This is a genomic window from Iodidimonas nitroreducens, from assembly GCA_000710935.1.
GTDB classification, from domain to species: domain Bacteria; phylum Pseudomonadota; class Alphaproteobacteria; order Sphingomonadales; family Rhodothalassiaceae; genus Iodidimonas; species Iodidimonas nitroreducens.
Map to the genome: position 1 here is coordinate 1 of BAYV01000043.1, position 16,298 is coordinate 16,298.

At 56.3% G+C, this 16,298-nt stretch carries 15 protein-coding genes; 4 read left to right on the forward strand and 11 right to left on the reverse strand.

All coding sequences use genetic code 11. The features are described from left to right. A partial coding sequence (locus AQ1_RS15535) for a hypothetical protein (protein ID WP_462687140.1) occupies window positions 1–255 on the reverse strand: 255 nt, incomplete at its 3' end. A 129-nt stretch (window positions 256–384) separates the two neighbouring features. On the opposite strand from AQ1_RS15535, the gene AQ1_RS15195 reads away from it, so the two are divergent. Beyond that, window positions 385–822: a hypothetical protein gene (locus AQ1_RS15195; protein WP_150007430.1), complete on the forward strand. Its 438-nt coding sequence runs from the start codon at window positions 385–387 to the stop codon at window positions 820–822. On the opposite strand, the gene AQ1_RS14950 is transcribed toward AQ1_RS15195, so the two are convergent. After that, entirely contained in the window at window positions 794–2,788 is a 1,995-nt protein-coding gene (locus AQ1_RS14950; protein ID WP_081837314.1) for a phage portal protein, read from the reverse strand. The two genes, AQ1_RS15195 and AQ1_RS14950, sit on opposite strands and share 29 nt — an antisense overlap. A gap of 86 nt (window positions 2,789–2,874) precedes the next feature. Between AQ1_RS14950 and AQ1_RS11880 the strand changes: the two genes are divergently transcribed. Then, window positions 2,875–3,267, forward strand: coding sequence for a regulator of G-protein signaling domain-containing protein (locus AQ1_RS11880; RefSeq protein ID WP_042087587.1), 393 nt, complete (start codon window positions 2,875–2,877; stop codon window positions 3,265–3,267). Window positions 3,268–3,276: 9 nt separating this feature from the next. Here AQ1_RS11880 and AQ1_RS11885 read toward each other — a convergent pair whose 3' ends face one another. The 3 genes from AQ1_RS11885 to AQ1_RS14710 all read right to left on the reverse strand — a co-directional run bounded on the left by AQ1_RS11885 (window position 3,277) and on the right by AQ1_RS14710 (window position 6,143). Then, window positions 3,277–4,614, reverse strand: coding sequence for a DNA-packaging protein (locus AQ1_RS11885; RefSeq protein ID WP_042087588.1), 1,338 nt, complete (start codon window positions 4,612–4,614; stop codon window positions 3,277–3,279). Beyond that, the gene (locus tag AQ1_RS14705; RefSeq protein WP_150007428.1) at window positions 4,611–5,105 is read right to left on the reverse strand and encodes a hypothetical protein; all 495 of its coding nucleotides are present in this window, start codon (window positions 5,103–5,105) and stop codon (window positions 4,611–4,613) included. Before AQ1_RS14705 ends, AQ1_RS11885 begins: the two co-directional genes overlap by 4 nt. A gap of 147 nt (window positions 5,106–5,252) precedes the next feature. Continuing rightward, window positions 5,253–6,143, reverse strand: a complete 891-nt coding sequence (locus tag AQ1_RS14710) for a DUF6456 domain-containing protein (protein ID WP_052371257.1) — start codon at window positions 6,141–6,143, stop codon at window positions 5,253–5,255. A 131-nt stretch (window positions 6,144–6,274) separates the two neighbouring features. Between AQ1_RS14710 and AQ1_RS11900 the strand changes: the two genes are divergently transcribed. Continuing rightward, complete coding sequence (locus AQ1_RS11900; protein ID WP_161760600.1) at window positions 6,275–6,853, forward strand: helix-turn-helix domain-containing protein; 579 nt, start codon at window positions 6,275–6,277, stop codon at window positions 6,851–6,853. Window positions 6,854–6,995: 142 nt separating this feature from the next. Further along, window positions 6,996–8,132 carry an acyl-CoA dehydrogenase family protein gene (locus AQ1_RS11905; protein ID WP_042087590.1) on the forward strand — a complete coding sequence of 379 codons (1,137 nt, stop codon included), beginning with the start codon at window positions 6,996–6,998 and terminating at the stop codon, window positions 8,130–8,132. Window positions 8,133–8,158: 26 nt separating this feature from the next. Here the strand turns inward: AQ1_RS11905 and AQ1_RS11910 are convergent, their stop codons facing one another. The 6 genes from AQ1_RS11910 to AQ1_RS11935 all read right to left on the reverse strand — a co-directional run bounded on the left by AQ1_RS11910 (window position 8,159) and on the right by AQ1_RS11935 (window position 16,225). Continuing rightward, window positions 8,159–9,595 carry a methyl-accepting chemotaxis protein gene (locus AQ1_RS11910; protein WP_081837315.1) on the reverse strand — a complete coding sequence of 479 codons (1,437 nt, stop codon included), beginning with the start codon at window positions 9,593–9,595 and terminating at the stop codon, window positions 8,159–8,161. Window positions 9,596–9,754: 159 nt separating this feature from the next. Beyond that, the gene (hemN, locus tag AQ1_RS11915; RefSeq protein WP_052371260.1) at window positions 9,755–11,107 is read right to left on the reverse strand and encodes an oxygen-independent coproporphyrinogen III oxidase; all 1,353 of its coding nucleotides are present in this window, start codon (window positions 11,105–11,107) and stop codon (window positions 9,755–9,757) included. A 63-nt stretch (window positions 11,108–11,170) separates the two neighbouring features. Next, entirely contained in the window at window positions 11,171–11,704 is a 534-nt protein-coding gene (locus AQ1_RS11920) for a J domain-containing protein (protein ID WP_042087593.1), read from the reverse strand. 75 nt (window positions 11,705–11,779) lie between these two features. Further along, on the reverse strand, window positions 11,780–13,468 hold the full coding sequence (locus tag AQ1_RS11925) for a hypothetical protein (RefSeq protein ID WP_150007423.1): 1,689 nt from the start codon (window positions 13,466–13,468) through the stop codon (window positions 11,780–11,782). Between the two features lie 9 nt (window positions 13,469–13,477). Beyond that, window positions 13,478–15,085 carry an ATP-binding protein gene (locus AQ1_RS11930; protein WP_042087597.1) on the reverse strand — a complete coding sequence of 536 codons (1,608 nt, stop codon included), beginning with the start codon at window positions 15,083–15,085 and terminating at the stop codon, window positions 13,478–13,480. A 126-nt stretch (window positions 15,086–15,211) separates the two neighbouring features. Then, complete coding sequence (locus AQ1_RS11935; protein WP_042087598.1) at window positions 15,212–16,225, reverse strand: NAD-dependent epimerase/dehydratase family protein; 1,014 nt, start codon at window positions 16,223–16,225, stop codon at window positions 15,212–15,214. Window positions 16,226–16,298 lie beyond the last annotated feature (73 nt).

The window sequence follows — 16,298 nt, forward strand, 5'->3', positions numbered from 1 at the left end:
GCGCGCGGCCAGATCGGGGGATGGCAAGGCCGTCTCCACGTCCAGAAACCCCTCACCTATATAATTGACGGTCCTGATAAATGCGTCTGAGTCCTTCAGATCAGGCCGATAGCGCGTCAAGCCGGATGCCTCTATATACATCAGTCCTGGACGCTCGCGCCCCTTGAAGTTCATAAGCTTTTCCCGCGCCTGAGCCTCGCCAAAGGCAAGAACCGCTAACGCCAGAAGGCCAAAACATATCCCCACAACCCCCATCGCTCGCCCCATCCCATTGCCCCCCATCACCGCAACAGATCATCAAGCGCGGTCTGAATAGGCTTGCAGAATAATTTGTGCTAATGCTACTCACAAGAGCATTTCTAGCTTCGAGTTGGGATATTATCTATGCGCGCCCCGCCAACCTTTTTTATACCATTTATTGTCTTTCTGGCTCTGAACGCAGTCACCAGCATTCAAGCACAAGATAATACCAGATCACTCACACATTCTGAAAACCGGATATTATTCGAGCGAGAAGATGATCGCATTCTGGTTTCTGGAAAAAACATAGAAAAACTTTGCATCATATGTGAAGAATCAACTTGTATTCTTCACATGAAATTAAAAGAAAAAACACAGCTTCAGGTTGAATCGTTCATCTCACGTCATATCAAAGAACAGATAAAATTATCTGTGAATGATGTTCTTATGTTTTCTAAGCTCAGAATTCATGATAATGTTTCTTTCAAAAATGGCAGCAAAATATACTTGGATAAAGTACAAGTATATAATTTGGCCACCGCCGATCCGCCGATCATAGAATACTGCGAGAGCGCGATATGACCTTAACGCGAACTATCTGACCAAACGAAAAGCTCCGCAGGCGAAATCTCGGCTGCGAGAGATTCTCACCTGCGCCACCAACAGTGATGCTGAACGTACCGGGATTTGAAAATCGTTTCATTTGCATCTGTCCGGCCGTATCTATGAACACGACATCCGCCTCAAAACCAGATGGTGCATCTGAAATAGTTTCCATTTCAAAAAGAAGAATTACTTCAACATTTCGCGCAATAATAGCCGTAGGGTGAGTCCAGGCTCCCCAAATCACTGGCGGTGCCCAAACATCAAATAGCTCAATGTCAATCTTTCCTGACTGTATTTCCCCAAGCTCTCTCTCGCTTGGCTTCTCTGCTTCCACATTCTCGAGCCGAAGACGTTCCATATAATCTTTTGCACGATCTTCAAGCTCCTGTTGCTGATCTTCCGTCAGCTTTAAAAAGGGCACATACTCTACCCCACACCGACAATTGATTGTCTCCTCGGGCGGCCCTTTCGGATCGCGTGGCTCATTGAGTTGCGCCTCGCCCACCTGAAACAATTCGTGCTCCAGGACGATCTGACCGTCCGCCGCGCGGTGACTTTCGCGCACAGCTCCATCGCTCTGTGTCCGCCATATCTTTACGATCACCGGATCGAGATCGGGACGATCCTCAAACTGACCCGCCTGCCCCTTCATTTGGCGGGCAGCAGAGGGCCGCCCGCCACGCTCAAAAGGGGGCACAGTCTCCCCATGATCCGCCGCCAGCACATCGCCACCGGCAATGGGGGAAAGCCCCACCGCCGTACGCTGTTCATTCAGGGTCATAAAGCCCGCAAGGCCCACACGCGCCCACAGCGCTTCACGCTCAATCGCCAATGCCGGAATGGCATCGCGATCAGCCAGCAAACGCAGCGGCTCGCCATCCCCAGACAAAAACCGCGACAGCCCCGCCAGCACCCGATCCACCAAAGGCAGCAGCGTCAAACGCCACAGCGCCCGATTGGCCTCCTGATAATTGGCATAGGTATTATCGCCGGGAATGCCCAAAAGCATCGGCGGCACCCCAAAGGCGAGGGCGATTTCACGCGATGCCATTTGCAGGCTGTTGATGAAATCCATATCGGCGGGCGAAAAGGCCATGGATTGCCAGCGCAGGCCACCTTCCAAAAGCAAGGGGCGTCCGGCATTGGCCGCACCCTGAAATTGCGCTTCCATTTCGGCCTTCAGGCGGATGATCTGTTCATCGCTCAGATTGCCGGGCATCCCATCGCCGGGTTCAAACACCAAAGCCCCCGATGGCCGCGCCGCATTATCAAGCAAAGCCTTGGTCCAGCCTGATGCCGCGGCATGAATATCGGTGGCCATTGCCGCCACCTGCAAAGGCGACAGGCCATAATGATCATCGGTGGGGTGAAAGCTTTTCAGATGCAGGATCGCCGAGCGCCCGCTTTGGGGATGAACCCCGAAGCGATGCTCATGGCCGCCCACACGATAGAGATAAGCCGCAGGCCAGCCCTTTGGCCCCGGTTCGATGGTCAGGCGATCGGGCCTTAAAGCATAAAGCTCGGCGGCACGCCCCGATGGGCTATCCACCCGCTCGATATAGGCATTGCCCGCCAATTGCAGCCAGCTATAAATCTGCTCCAAAAAGCTGATCCCATCATGGCCGGGATTGGGGCGGGCCAAAAGGTCGAGCACCGGATGCGTGCGGATTTCGCGTTCGCCGATCAAAAGCCGCACCGGCACCGAAGCGGCGCATTGGGCAATCAGGCGCACCGAACGATTGGCCACCACATTCTTGCAAAAGCCATTCTCCACCAAAGCCGGATAGGTGCGCGGGCTCCATTGGGCCGTTCCGTTGGAAAGCCAGGCCGTTCCGTGGCGATAGCCGCGCGAGGAAGGACCGGCGGCATAATCGGTGCCCGCAACCGCGCTGGCTTTTTCCTCGATGCCCAATCTTTGTCTTAATGTGCTGATAAATGACATGGGATATCCATTTGTTGGTGACCTCCCTTGGCAAAGGAGCGGTCCTTGGTTAGTGTCACCCATCGCAGTGATGGAGACGCTTTGAGATGAAACGCTTTCGGGTGAAAGAACGGGTTCGGCCTTCCCTGCTTATGCTTGGGCTTTTGGGCCTGTTGGGGGCATCCAGCCCGGCCATGGCCGCCCCGGATTGTGGCGATCCCCCCAGCAATGAGCCGAAAATCCCCGTGGGGAAAAAGGCGGATCGGGATCTGATGCTCAAAAGCGTGAATGCCGTGCGCGCCTATAGCGAATCGATCGATGAATGGCTGGCCTGCAAGGATCGCCGGGCCGTGCAGGTCTTTTCATGGATGAATGAAGATCAGCGCAAACGCTGGGAAGAAGATCTCAATAGCGTGCATGAACGCCGGGTTGAGGTGCAGCGCCAGATGAATGAAGCCATCCGCGAATTCAACGCCGCCCAGCCCGACAGCACGAGCTGATTTTTAAAGCTATAAGCGCCGCAGATGGGGGGCAGACATCCGCCCCAAAGCCAGATCGCTCACTGCCCACACCAAAGCATCGAGCCGATCCGGGCTGTGCTCCCCCGCCGCCCCGCTATAGCTGCACATTTCATCTTCCAGTTCCGCAAAGCAGCCCCGATGGCGCACCAGCCCTCGTTCATAAAGGGCGGCCACCGGTTCGGCCCGGGCGATTTTGCCCCGGCTGGCCCTAACCGCCCGATAGCTCAAACCGGGCGCCGCCTGACGCAGCACCGCTTCCACCATATCGCCGCCATTATTGGCTTCCCCCAGCACCCGATCGGCGGCATGGCGCTCATAGGCGCGGGCCACACGCTCGGCCCATTGCAGGGGGCGCAGGCCCTGACAACTGGCATCCTCAAGAATATGCACCAGTCCGTCCTCATCCAGCCCGGCGATGATGATCCCGCAGGCATCGGCTTTTTCGCCATGGCTGGCCGGGGGATCAACCGCCACCACGATGCGCGTGAATACCGGCTCCCGATCATGGCCAAGGGGTCCGATCCGGGCCGCCTCGATCATCTTGCGGGTCCAAAGGGCACCGGCCACCTCATCGATCATCCGGCCATCCAGTTCCTGCGCCCCCAGCCGCGTTCCGGCATAAAGGCGATTGACCTCATCCAGAAATTGCGGGGCCAGATGCGCACGGTTATCAAGGGTCGATCCCATGACCATGGCCGTCGATGGCTCGGCCATCAAACGCTTCAGCCAGCGCAAAGGCCGGGGCGTGGTGGTCGCCATCACCCGGGGCGCGCTGCCCAACCGCAGGCCTAAAACCAGATTCGACCAGCAGCGCTCCCCCTCATACCATTTCGCAATTTCATCGGCCCAGGCCGCATGATGCTGGGGGCCGCGCAATTGATCGGGATCATTGGCGGAATAAAGCGTCGCCACCGCCCCATTGGGCCAGGAAAGCCGTCGGCGCGATGGCTCGAACACGGGCCGGGTGGCTTTCGGGCTACAGGCAAGCAGGCCGCTTTCGCCTTCCACCATCACATCGCGCACATCGGCAAAGCTGTCTCCCACCAGGGCAATCCGCGCCGGTGCCCCGGCTTTGGCGCTGAGGGCCGTGGGGCCCTCCACCAAAGAGCGCACCCATTCCGATCCCATCCGGGTTTTCCCAAAGCCGCGCCCGGCCAGAACCAGCCAGCAAAACCAATCCCCGTCCGGGGCTAATTGATTGGGCCGCGCCCAGAACGACCAGTCATAAAGAATGGCTTCCAGATCCGCAGGCTCCAAACTGGCCAGCCAATGCTGCAAATCCTGCGCAGATCGCTGGCGCACCACCGCTTGCGCCCGGCTCATCATAAGCTGTCTGCCGCCAGCGGCTGATCATCCCCATTGCGCCCTTCATCCGCATCATCAGTTCCACATGATTGTGCCAATCGGTCCAAAAGGCTCTGAAGCCGGTTGCGGGTCTCGAGCCTGTCGCCCTCCGCCGGGTCCGGGCCAAGGCTGCTTTCCGAGCCAAAAATATGGGGCCGCCGGCTGCGCAGCAAAAACATGCCCAATTGATCTGAATAGCTGATGATCTTGCCGCAGGGTTTGCCTGCATAAAAAACCGGCTTTTCCACACCATGCACGGCGCGGCGGCGCAATTCCCCTTCCAGCGCATCGAGCGCTTCTTCCAAAGCATGATCCCATTCATCGCGAAACGCCGTATCTTTGGCCCGCAGGCGATACACATCGCGACGGGCAATACCGGCATGACGCGCCGAAGCGCTGACATTCGCGCTGTCGCGCAAGGCGTCCAAAAACAATCGACGACGCCGGGCTGATAAGGCAGGTGCAGCCATCATGACATCCCTTCTTGCAGACGCAAAAACGGCCACCGGAAAGCCGGCAGCCGTTGTGATCGCCTATTCATCGAGCATGGATCAGACCCTATCGCGGATCGTTCCGATTGTCAAGGCAAAAATAACCAATATGGAACATTTTTATGGGCCTCAACAGGCGAGTTCCGCATCCCGTGCGGGCGGGGCGATCATCCCATAATGAATGGCGAGCCGATCCAGCCCCAAAGCCAGCACCAGCTTTCCCGACCGGGCGGGCCAACCCAGGCCCCGCTCGGCTTCGTCCAATCCCTCAAGGTGGCAACACACCCGGATCAGAATATCGGCGAGCCCCGGCCCCACCGCATCCACTGCCGCCCGCACTGCCCGCCGGGCATCGAGTTGATGCTCTTGCGGCAAAAGCCCGCGCCCGCCATGGCGCCCCCCCGAAGCCGAAGGCAGCGCCGCCAGATCCACTGTGATTTTGACCCCCAGGCCCGCCCGTTCATAGGTTTCGCGCAGGCGTTCACCCGCTTCAAACTGAACCGCCGTCAGCCATGGGCGGCCATCGCGCCCCCGCCTGCGTCGCAACCACCCAAGGGGAGATTCCGCCGTATTAACATAAACATGCTGCTTTCCATCGGCGGTCATCCGCACCGCTTTTTGTACATCCAGATGCTGATGGCGATAAGCATCAACCGGTCTATCAGGCGCCTCCTGCCGTTCTTGCACATCTCTTGTCTGCGCGGCTGCGCGCTGGCGTTTCAAATAGGCTATCCCCCTTTCGGTGATGCGGACCCGGCCCTGCTGAAGATCAATATGATCAAGACGATGCAGCCGCGTTAGAAGCGACAGCGGCACTGAATGACGGCCCATTATAAGGCTGCCATCGGCGGCTTGGCGATACTCGCCACCGGCTTCCAGCAACCCCAGAATTTTTTTGGCAAAACTTGAAAGGCTGTCTTTCGACCGCCCCCCAATGGGAACAGGCGCACCTTTATGGGTGGTCCCGGATGACCCCTTTGGGCGCGAATCGGTAGCGGCTTCAGATTGTTGATGCGGCATGATGATACTCCTGATTTTGAACCAATATGGTACTATCATAATGTGCCGTTCCGGTAAATACTGTTTGCGCAATTCTCTATATAGGTTATATGCTGGTCATTATTCGCAGCGACAACCAAGCGGAGTTCGCCATGATGCATGCGCGCCTGAGAGAGATCCGAAAGGCCAAGGGGCTAACGCTTCAGGATGTTGCCGACCGGATCAAACCCACCGGCACCACCGCCCAAACCATCGGGCGTCTGGAAACCGGCGTGCGAACCCTGACCATCGATTGGATCGACAAAATCTCGCAGGCGCTCGAGGTTGATCCCTCTGATCTTTTTGCCTTTTCCCAAACCGGCAATGTGGTGATCGATGGCACGGTCACCGCATCGGGCAGCGTGCTGGATCGCGAAGAAGGGCTTTTGCCCCTGCGTCCCACCACCCGCGATCCCATCGCCGTGCGCTTCACCGATAATATGGGGCAATATCGCGCCGGCGATGTGGTGGTCTGCGAACGGCTGACGGAAGAAACCATGCATCGGGCGGCGGGCTGCGATTGTCTGGTGAAAGATGCCAGCGGGCGCCGGCATTTCGGCAAGGTTTTCCCCACACGCGAGCGCGATGTCATCATGCTCGCCCCCCTGTCGGCCAGTGGCAGCATCAAAACCAGCCTGAAAATCACCATGCTGGCCCCGGCAGTGGCCTTGATGCGCGCGCTGTCTCATTGATCACGCGGCATCGCCCCCCACTCCCCCCCCCTCGCGCTTCTCACCCGCCAATGCCGGTGGGCCAAATCGCTGCCTGCGTTGACATCTGATCCGCACGCGCAAACACTCTTTCAAAATCCACAAGTTCGCAGGGAATAGACCAATGCTCAAACACCGCGAGATTTACAGCTCCGATCATGAAATGTTTCGCGATAGCGTCCGCACATTCTTTACCCGCGAACTGCACCCCCATAAAGAGCGCTGGAACAAGCAAGGCATCATCGACCGCGATTTCTGGACCAAGGCCGGGGCGGCAGGCCTGCTCTGCCCGTCCATGCCCGAAAACTATGGCGGGGCCGGGGGCGATTTTCGTTTCAATGCCATTGTTGATGAAGAATTGGGCTATGGCGGGGCGGCGGCAGGCTTTTCGGTTCATTCCGATATCTGCGCGCCCTATATCCTGCATTATGGATCAGATGATCTGAAACGCACATGGCTCCCCAAAATGGCCAGCGGAGATGCCATCGCTGCCATCGCCATGACCGAACCGGGCACCGGATCCGATCTTCAGGGCATCAAAACCACGGCCATCCGGGATGGTGATCATTATATCCTTAATGGCCAGAAAACCTTTATTTCCAATGGCCAGCTTGCAGATATCATTCTGGTGGTGGCCAAAACCAGCGCCGATGAAGGGGCCAAGGGCATCAGCCTCATTCTCGTGGAAGCGGATCGCGCCGGATTTTCCCGGGGGCGCAATCTGGAAAAAATGGGCCAAAAGGCCTCGGATACATCAGAATTGTTTTTTGATGATGTGCGGGTGCCGATCACCAATTGCTTAGGCGAAGAAGGCATGGGCTTTGTCTATCTGATGCAGGAACTGCCGCAAGAACGCCTGGTGATCGCCGTGGCCGCCGCTGCGGCCGCCCAGCATGCCTTTGATATTACCGTTGATTATGTAAAAGGCCGCAAAGCCTTCGGGCGTACGGTCGCCAGCTTTCAAAATACCCGCTTCAAGCTGGCGGAAATGAAAACCGAAATCGAGGTGGGTTGGGCCTTCGTGGATCAATGCATCCACCGCCATCTGGAAGGCAAGCTGGATGCCCAGGGCGGGGCCATGGCCAAATTATGGCTGTCGGAAATGCAGGGCCGGGTGGTTGATCAATGCCTGCAGCTGCATGGCGGCTATGGCTATATGATGGAATATGAAATCGCCCGCCATTATGTGGATGCCCGGGTGCAGCGCATCTATGGCGGCACATCGGAAATCATGAAGGAACTGATCTCGCGCTTTATCTAAGGTCAGGACCTCTTAGGGTCAGGACCCTAACCCCTGATGACCGAGATCAATTCATCCAGCGCTTTAAGCAAATCGCCCGACCGATGACGCAAACGATCACTTTCGTCATGAACCAGATCGCCCGCACCTTTGGCTGCACGACCAGCTTCATTGATCGATTGAACGGATACAATCATGGATTGGTTGCGTGAAGCCACCTCACTCACATTGCGGGCAATCTCATCACTCGATGCCGTCTGTTCCTCCACCGCCGCGCTTACCGAAATGGTCAGCTGGCTAACCTCGGCAATCAATTCCGCCACATGCTCCATGCGGTCAACCGCCCTTTTTGAAACATCCTGCATCGATTCCAAGCGGCTCGAAATCTCCCCCGCCGCCTTGGCACTTTGGGTCGCCAGATTTTTAACTTCGCTGGCAACCACGGCAAAGCCCCGCCCCGCTTCCCCCGCACGGGCGGCTTCGATGGTTGCATTCAACGCCAGTAAATTTGTCTGATCCGCGATGGTCTTGATCAGGTCCAAAGTCTGCCCCACATCGCCAACAGCATCAGCCAATTGCCCCACAGCGCCACTGGCTTCGCGCGTTGCCGCATCCGCCAGCGATGATTTCTGGTGGGTATTATTGGCCTGCTGCGCCACATCTTGAATGGATGCCGACATCTGCTCCGCCGCACTGGAAACTGTTTGCAAATTGCCCTGATTGCGCTCGATCTCAAGCGCCACCCGCTCCCCTTGCACAGAAACATCTTCCGCCCGGGTCGCTGTCTGATTAGCCGCCTGATCCACCGCCTCGGCAATATTCCCCACATCACCAATCACGCCGCGCAAAACCGTCTCGCAGGTTTCCGCCGTTTTCCCAATACGCTCTTGGGCCGTGCGGGCTTCATGCACATCGATCAAAGAACCCGATACACGCAAAGGCACACCCCGGGCATCCCGGCGCGCCTTACCCGTCGCCCGAAACCAACGATAATCGCCCGAGCGCAATTGCAGCCGATAGACCACATCATAAACGGTCTGGCCGCTATAATCATTGAGATGCGCCGCAAAGGCATCGGCTGTGGCCTGATAATCATCGGGATGCAGCTTATCACTCCAGGAATTAACCTGATCAGGAAAATCCGATTGATCCCGATAACCCACCAACCGCCTGAATTCATTCGACCAGCGCCAGTGGCTTTGCGCGTGAAAAGGATCGCCTTCATGCAAAACCGCATCCCATAAGCCAATGCCGGAATGATTCTCAAAAAGCTCCAATCGTTCTTGCATATCCCGGGCGTTTTCTGCGGTCGCCACGCTTTCCGTATAAAGGGCCTGCAAACGATCCAGAAGCCGGGCCTGCGGGCCAGCAAAGCGATTGATCGGCTGGGCACCATCCAACATCATATCCAGCGCTTTGATGAAAGCATCGGCATCGCCTGTGCCATCCACAGCACTTGCTGATGACCAGAGTTTACCGATCATTCTTGCTCTCCTGCCCAATAAATAACAATTATAGATTGTTTAAAATCTGTATATGTACCTGAACCCTGCCACAGGGTGTTATATGATCATATTATTGCATTGATATGTCGATCAACTTTAAAGTGAAATCTATCTGTATTTTCAACAAAAATATCAGTGCTATGCTGAACGGCTATGGCGTTCTGCGCCGGGTTTGGATCGGGCATCAAGGCAAAAGGCAATATTGCGAATAAAATTCCGACCCATCTCTGTTGCCTCAATGCATCGACCCGCAATTGTCACAAGACCATCGCGCTCAAGGGGCGCAAGACGAGGCATCGCGTCATCAAGGCTGTCCTCGGTCACATCATGATCCCGGCAAAGGACGTCAAGATCGACCGTAAAATTACACATCAATCTTTGGATGGCAGCAGCACGCAGCTTGTCCTGCGCTGTTAAACACACACCGCGGGCAACAGGCAGATGTCCATCGCGCAGGGCCCGTCGCCAGGCCCCCACATCGCTGGCATTCTGAACATAACCATCAGCAAATGAGCTGATGGCCGATGCCCCGAAACCGAGCAACACATCGGCCGGATCATCACTATAGCCCTGAAAATTGCGCTGCAACTGGCCGCTCGCGGCGGCACAAGACAGCGGATCATCAGCCTTGGCATAATGATCAAAACCAATACGACAATAGCCAGCCGACACCAATTCTGCATCGATGGCCTGCCGAAGCATAAGGCGATCCGCCATATCGGGCAGACGGCTTTCATCAATGGCCCGCTGATGCTTTTTGAACCACGGCACATGGGCATAGCCAAACACCGCAATCCGATCCGGATCAAAGGCAATCGCCTGCCGGGCAGAGGCTGAAACCGTGCCGACAGTCTGACCGGGCAGCCCATAAATCAGATCGAAGCTCAAACGATTGATGCCCAGCTTTGAAAGGCGTTTGATCGTTGCCTCAACAGCATCGACAGACTGCACCCGTTTGATGAGCCTTTGCACTTCGGGGTCGAAATCCTGAATCCCAAGGCTGGCCCGGCCCACCCCGGCATCGGCCAAAGCCTCTGCCCTTTCGTCATCCAGGGTTCTGGGATCGATCTCAACCGCGAACTCAGCATCGCGACGAAAGGAAAAACGACGACGCAGATGCGAGGCGAGCAGACGGAAATCATCGGCAGACAGATAGGTGGGGGTGCCGCCGCCAAAATGACAATGCACAACACCATCATGATGCGCGATCCGGCCCGCCACCTGATCGATTTCCTCCATCAGCCGCGCAAGATAGGCTTCGGCGCGCACATAGCTATTGGGGACCGAGGTATGACACCCGCAATACCAGCACAAGGATTGGCAAAAGGGAATGTGTATATAAAGCGATAAGGTCTCATCCGGCGCAATGGCCGCAAGCCAGCGCTCAGCATCTTCTGCCCCCACCCCGTCATGAAATTCGGCTGCGGTGGGATAACTTGTATAGCGCGGCGTCGTCGCAGCGGCATAGGTCTGTGCAATCATCTTATCCATGCACACACATTATCACCAAACCAAACAGCATATTTGATCCAGATCAAAAGCTGGAGATGAGCTTTAAACCCCTTCGGCGATGCGCGGTTTTAAAACATCATAAGCCACGCGCACCTGATGAAACATCACTGCGGCTTCCTTGTCTCCGGGATTGCGATCCGGGTGATATTGCTTGGCAAGGCTTCTGAAGCGGGATTTGATCTCCTCGCCAGTGGCCACCGGTTCCAGATCCAGCACATCGAAAGCATCGCGCTCGGCCCGGGTCAGGCCATCGGCATCCGGGGTGCCGCCCCAGCTGAAGGCCTGGCTTTGGCGATAGCCGGTGGCGCCGTCCTGCTCTTGTTCACGGCGCATATAATCATGCACGGCTTCATCACTCATCCCGGCGAAGAAATTCCAGTTGCGATTATAATCGGCGGCATGGCGCTCGCAAAAATACCAGCGATCATTGGTCCGGGTGGATTTCGGTGCCGGATGCTCGCCCGCCTCATTGCAGCCATGAAAATCACACATGCGCACATGCACCGCATCGCTATCGCGGCCATAGCCCCCCCAGCGTGGAAAGCCAAAATCTGCACCTGTGCGTTTGCGTCTCATCTCGTTCCTTCATCTCTGGTGCGGTATGATCATGTGGCGCCGGGATCGCCCCGGGCCCCTTCCTTATCATCATTCTCAAAAGTGATCCATATCCGCCAACCCGGCGGATGCCATCAGTTTTTTCAAACGCTGAACCGCTTCCAATCGTTCCGATCCTTTGGGAATTTTTGTCAAAGGAAGGAGGAAATCCTTTTCCGCCATATAGCGCCGGGCTTCCGCTTCCGCCAGGGCCCGGGCCTCACCACTGGTAAAATAGCCATCCGCCAGCATCCGCAAAATCCGTTGTGCCTTATCAAAAGACGGGCCTTCGGATTTCGCCAGACGATCAAGAATCTTACTGTTTTCCAAAAGCTTCAAACAATAAACATCGAGCCGTTCAGTCAGCTTGTTTTTGGGCAAATCCTGCAGATGCGAAGCGATCAAACGCTTTTGCAGGCGGGTGAGCAGGCGCATCCGCCCAGCATAGCCGGTGCCAAGGGGCGTGAGCCAGAATTCTTCATTGGGCGCATCACTCAAAAGCGGCATCATATAATTGGCGATCATCCGCTTATTGCTGCTGCCGATACAAAAGCGCTCCAGATCGATCAGCTTTTGCACTTTATCCGCGGGATTGTGGCCGGTAGCGATATATTCACCCAAAGTTTGCGGATTCAAAAGCCGCCGGGTCCGCTCTTCCAGCAATTCATCCAAGGGTTTATCCGATAATTCAGCATCAAGGCTTTCACCAATCCCATCGCCCAGCCGCCACAGCGCACAAAACTCATCTTGCAAATTGCCCTTGGTCAGGCGATGGCCCACGGTCAGTTCATGGCGGATATGACCGATCAGCATCGTCCGACAGGCGGGGAGCACATTGGCTGCCAAAAAGCCGTTGAGCATGGCGGTCGTGGGGGTTTGCACCTCCTCCGGCAAATGGCCTCGGCTCAAGCCCGCCAGTTTTTCCAGAAAATCGATGATGTCTTCATCGGGAAAAAGGGCGCGCATCAGGCGGCGATGCATTAATTGTTCCGATAAAAACGCATCAAGCACCTCGATCACCCAATCCGGGTGATCCAACCGGATCAGGGCCAACAAGCGATCAAGCTTTGCCACACAGCCTTTATAGGATTGCAGATCCGCCGCCAGCACACAGGATAATAAAAACCGGCGGTTTTCCCGATGTTCCAAATGATGCGCCGCATCCGCAAGGCGTTTGTCGGCCAAAGATGGCAAGCCCCCGGCATGGCAGCGCTGGACATGGGCAGCGGCCTTGTCGATCACGGCAAAATTGGCGCGAATCCGTTCGGCCACCGGCTCGCCATTTTTGCGGACCTGCGCCACCGAAAGATTCTGTACCGCTTTCAAAAGATGGGTACCGGTATTTTGCAACCTCGTATAAAGCGCCGGATCATGCAGCAATTCCAAGGGCGTGACATCCCAGCCATCCAGCACGGTGGCCAGCAGACGAGCGATCAAACGACGACTTTCCGATGAATATAATTCTTCGGGCTTGCGGCAGAAAACCGCCAATTCATCATCATCATATTTCGAAGGCTTGACTTTGCGCCCCAGAAATAAAAGCTCCAGCGAATTGAAATCGCCGCTGTCTTCTTCATAGCGCTCACGTAAAACCCGCACGGCCCGATAGGTGCCAGCACGATAAATTTTTTCCGCTTGTTCCTTGGCTTCGTCATGGTCATCGAAAATACCAAGAACAGACCAGCTAGCGCCATTCTGTCCATGCAATTCATAATGGACTGATTTTGATTTTACTTTTTGTCGCATATTCATTCTCTAACGCGACCCACTGCGCCAGCGCTCTATCACAGAATGAACGAAATGAATATCCTGTTCTCTGCCCGCCCAATTTTGGGAAAAGGCAGGATCGGCACTCGATGGCCTCAAATCCTCATCCAGATAATCAAGACGCACCCGCATCGGCACCGCCACCCCTTCGCCGCTCAGTACACATTCGCGATTGCGCAAGGATGATATGGCAGCCAGAAATGACAAGCTCCCCTCGGGCAAAGCGCTGGCCACAAAGGCGGCATCGCGTTCATTATTCATCCGCATAGATAAAATCGTTCCACATTGCGAAAGAACCGATTCCGAAATATCCGATGGCCTTTGCGAGACCAATCCCAATGAAACACCATATTTGCGACCTTCCTTGGCGATGCGCTCGATCACCCGCCGGGCGGAATCAAAGCCGGGATTACGCTCCCGGGGCACATAGCGATGGGCTTCCTCGCACACCAGCAAAAGCGGGCTGGCTTCCTCCCCCTTGCGCGACCAAAGCGCAAAATCAAACACCATGCGGCAAAGCAAAGACACCACCACATCAACAATATCCGATGGCACGCCAGAAAGATCGAGGGTGGATACCGGACGCCCCTGCACAGGCATCCGCAAAAGCCGGGCCATGATATCGGGAAAGCTGTCATTGATCAGCATCCCGGAAAACATAAAGCCATAGCGCTCATCGGTCCGCAATTCTTCGATCTTGTGCTTCAGGCGCAAAAACGGCAGCAGGGTTTCAGGCTTTTCCAGCCGCCCCATCTGGGCATCCAGATCCCCCAAAAGATCGGTCATTTTATAGGGAACCGGCGTATCCACGGTGATCCGCGCCGCCGATGCGCGGGCGCTTTTCTTTCTGGCAGCCAGCAAAGACCGTTTTAAAATATCCGCTTCCACCTCACGGCCTTGTTCCCGCTGGCCGATAAACACTTCGATATGTTCGGCAAAATTCATCAGCCAATAAGGCAGCGACAGGCTGGTAGGATCATAATGCACGCCAATATCGTGGAAAGCGGCGGCATATTCATTATGGGGATCAAGGATCAGGATATGGGCATTGGGGAGTTGCTCCACCAGCCGATGCATGATGAGGGCCAAAGCACTTGATTTTCCGGTCCCGGTGCTGCCCAGAACGGCAAAATGCTTCGATAAAAGCTGATCGGGATCGATCATCGCCGGAACCGTACCGGGATAGATCGTTCCCACCCGCAGCATCGATTGGCTATCGGGTGCAAAAAGCGCGGTCAGTTCATCATCCCCAACCCTGAACACCTCATGGCCGGGCAGCGGATAATCCGTCACCCCGCGGCTGATCCTTGGGCTATGGGCCGTCGTCTCGCCAATGAAATCGGCCAGGGCAAAGGTTTCATCGCCCGCAATTTGCAAAGCATGAACCGCGCCATAAACCGTCGATCCCGCCCCGGCGGGCATCTTGATGAAAGCCCCGATGCCGGTAAACCCTTCAGGCGGCGGAGACGCCAGCCGCAGCTTCACCGATGATCCGCTCACCTCATGAACCCGGCCCAAAAGCCCATCGGGGTGATGCTCCGCCGATGGGGGGGATGATGGGGTCCTTGCAGGATCGGGGTCTTCATATGAATCCATGGATCATCCAAGCCAAAAAGCCGCGCAAACCTTGCGCAAAATATCACAAGAACAGGAACAGAACCTTATACAAACAAGCTTAAGATTGTCTTGCAAAAGGCCGGACATACCCCGCAAAAAGACGGATCAAGCCCCCAAAAGCCCTTGGCTTTGCAACCATTCGTGGCTTTCTTTAAGGGATTTTTCATAAGGCACGATTTGATAATCCAAAACCCGCGCCGCACGATCCGACAGGGCCTGTTCATCATGGCACACGAAATAAGCGGCTTCCGGGGTGATATCAGGCTCCTTTCCGCTGACCCGCGACCGCAGATCATGGCCATGCGCCACCATTTTCAAAAGCGCCGCCGGAATGGCCCGCCGGGGCTGTGGCTTATCGAGCAGGCGGGCGATCTCCCGCGCTAAGTCAAGAAAAGTGGCATGGGGCCCGCCCAGAATATAATTCTCGCCCCGCCCGCCCTTTTCCACGGCAGCGATCATCGCCCGGGCCACGGCACCAGCATGGGCAAAAGATCCCGCCCCCGGCGGCACACCGGGCAGGGTTCCGGCATGGATCAGCAAAAAAAGCCGCGCCCAATTATTGGTATCATAGCGCCCCAATATATGGGCCGGATTAACGATCACCGCATCAAGGCCATCGGCCACCGCAGCCCGCACGGCATCTTCGGCCAAAGCTTTGGATTTCACATAACCCACCCAGCTTTCACGACCCTTTTGGGGCAGCGTTTCATCGATGGGGCGGGGATGATGGCCCCATACCGAAATGCTCGACACATGAATGAGGCGCGGCGGACCAGCCTTCCCGCCATGATCCAGGGCACGCATGGCATGGATCACCGCCCGGGTGCCATCCAGATTCACTGCCATCTGCCGATCACGATGCGCGCGCCACGCACTGGTATCCGCCGCCACATGAAAAACCGCATCCAGCCCGTGAGGCGCACACTCCTTCATGGCCCGAGCCAAAGCATCGCCATCGCCCAGATCGGCCCGCACCGCCTGCACCCGATGATCGGCAAAAAAAGGCGGGGGCGCATCCCCGCGATAAAGGGCGGCCACCTGCCAGCCCTCAGCCGCAAGCTGCTCCAGCAAGGTGCGGCCCAAAAAGCCTGTACCACCCGTTACAAAGGCATGTTTCATAGCCTGATCCCCTCGCCTCTCAGCGATGATGACGGGCGATAGGCAGGATGGAAAAATTGGAGAGCGGGAAAAG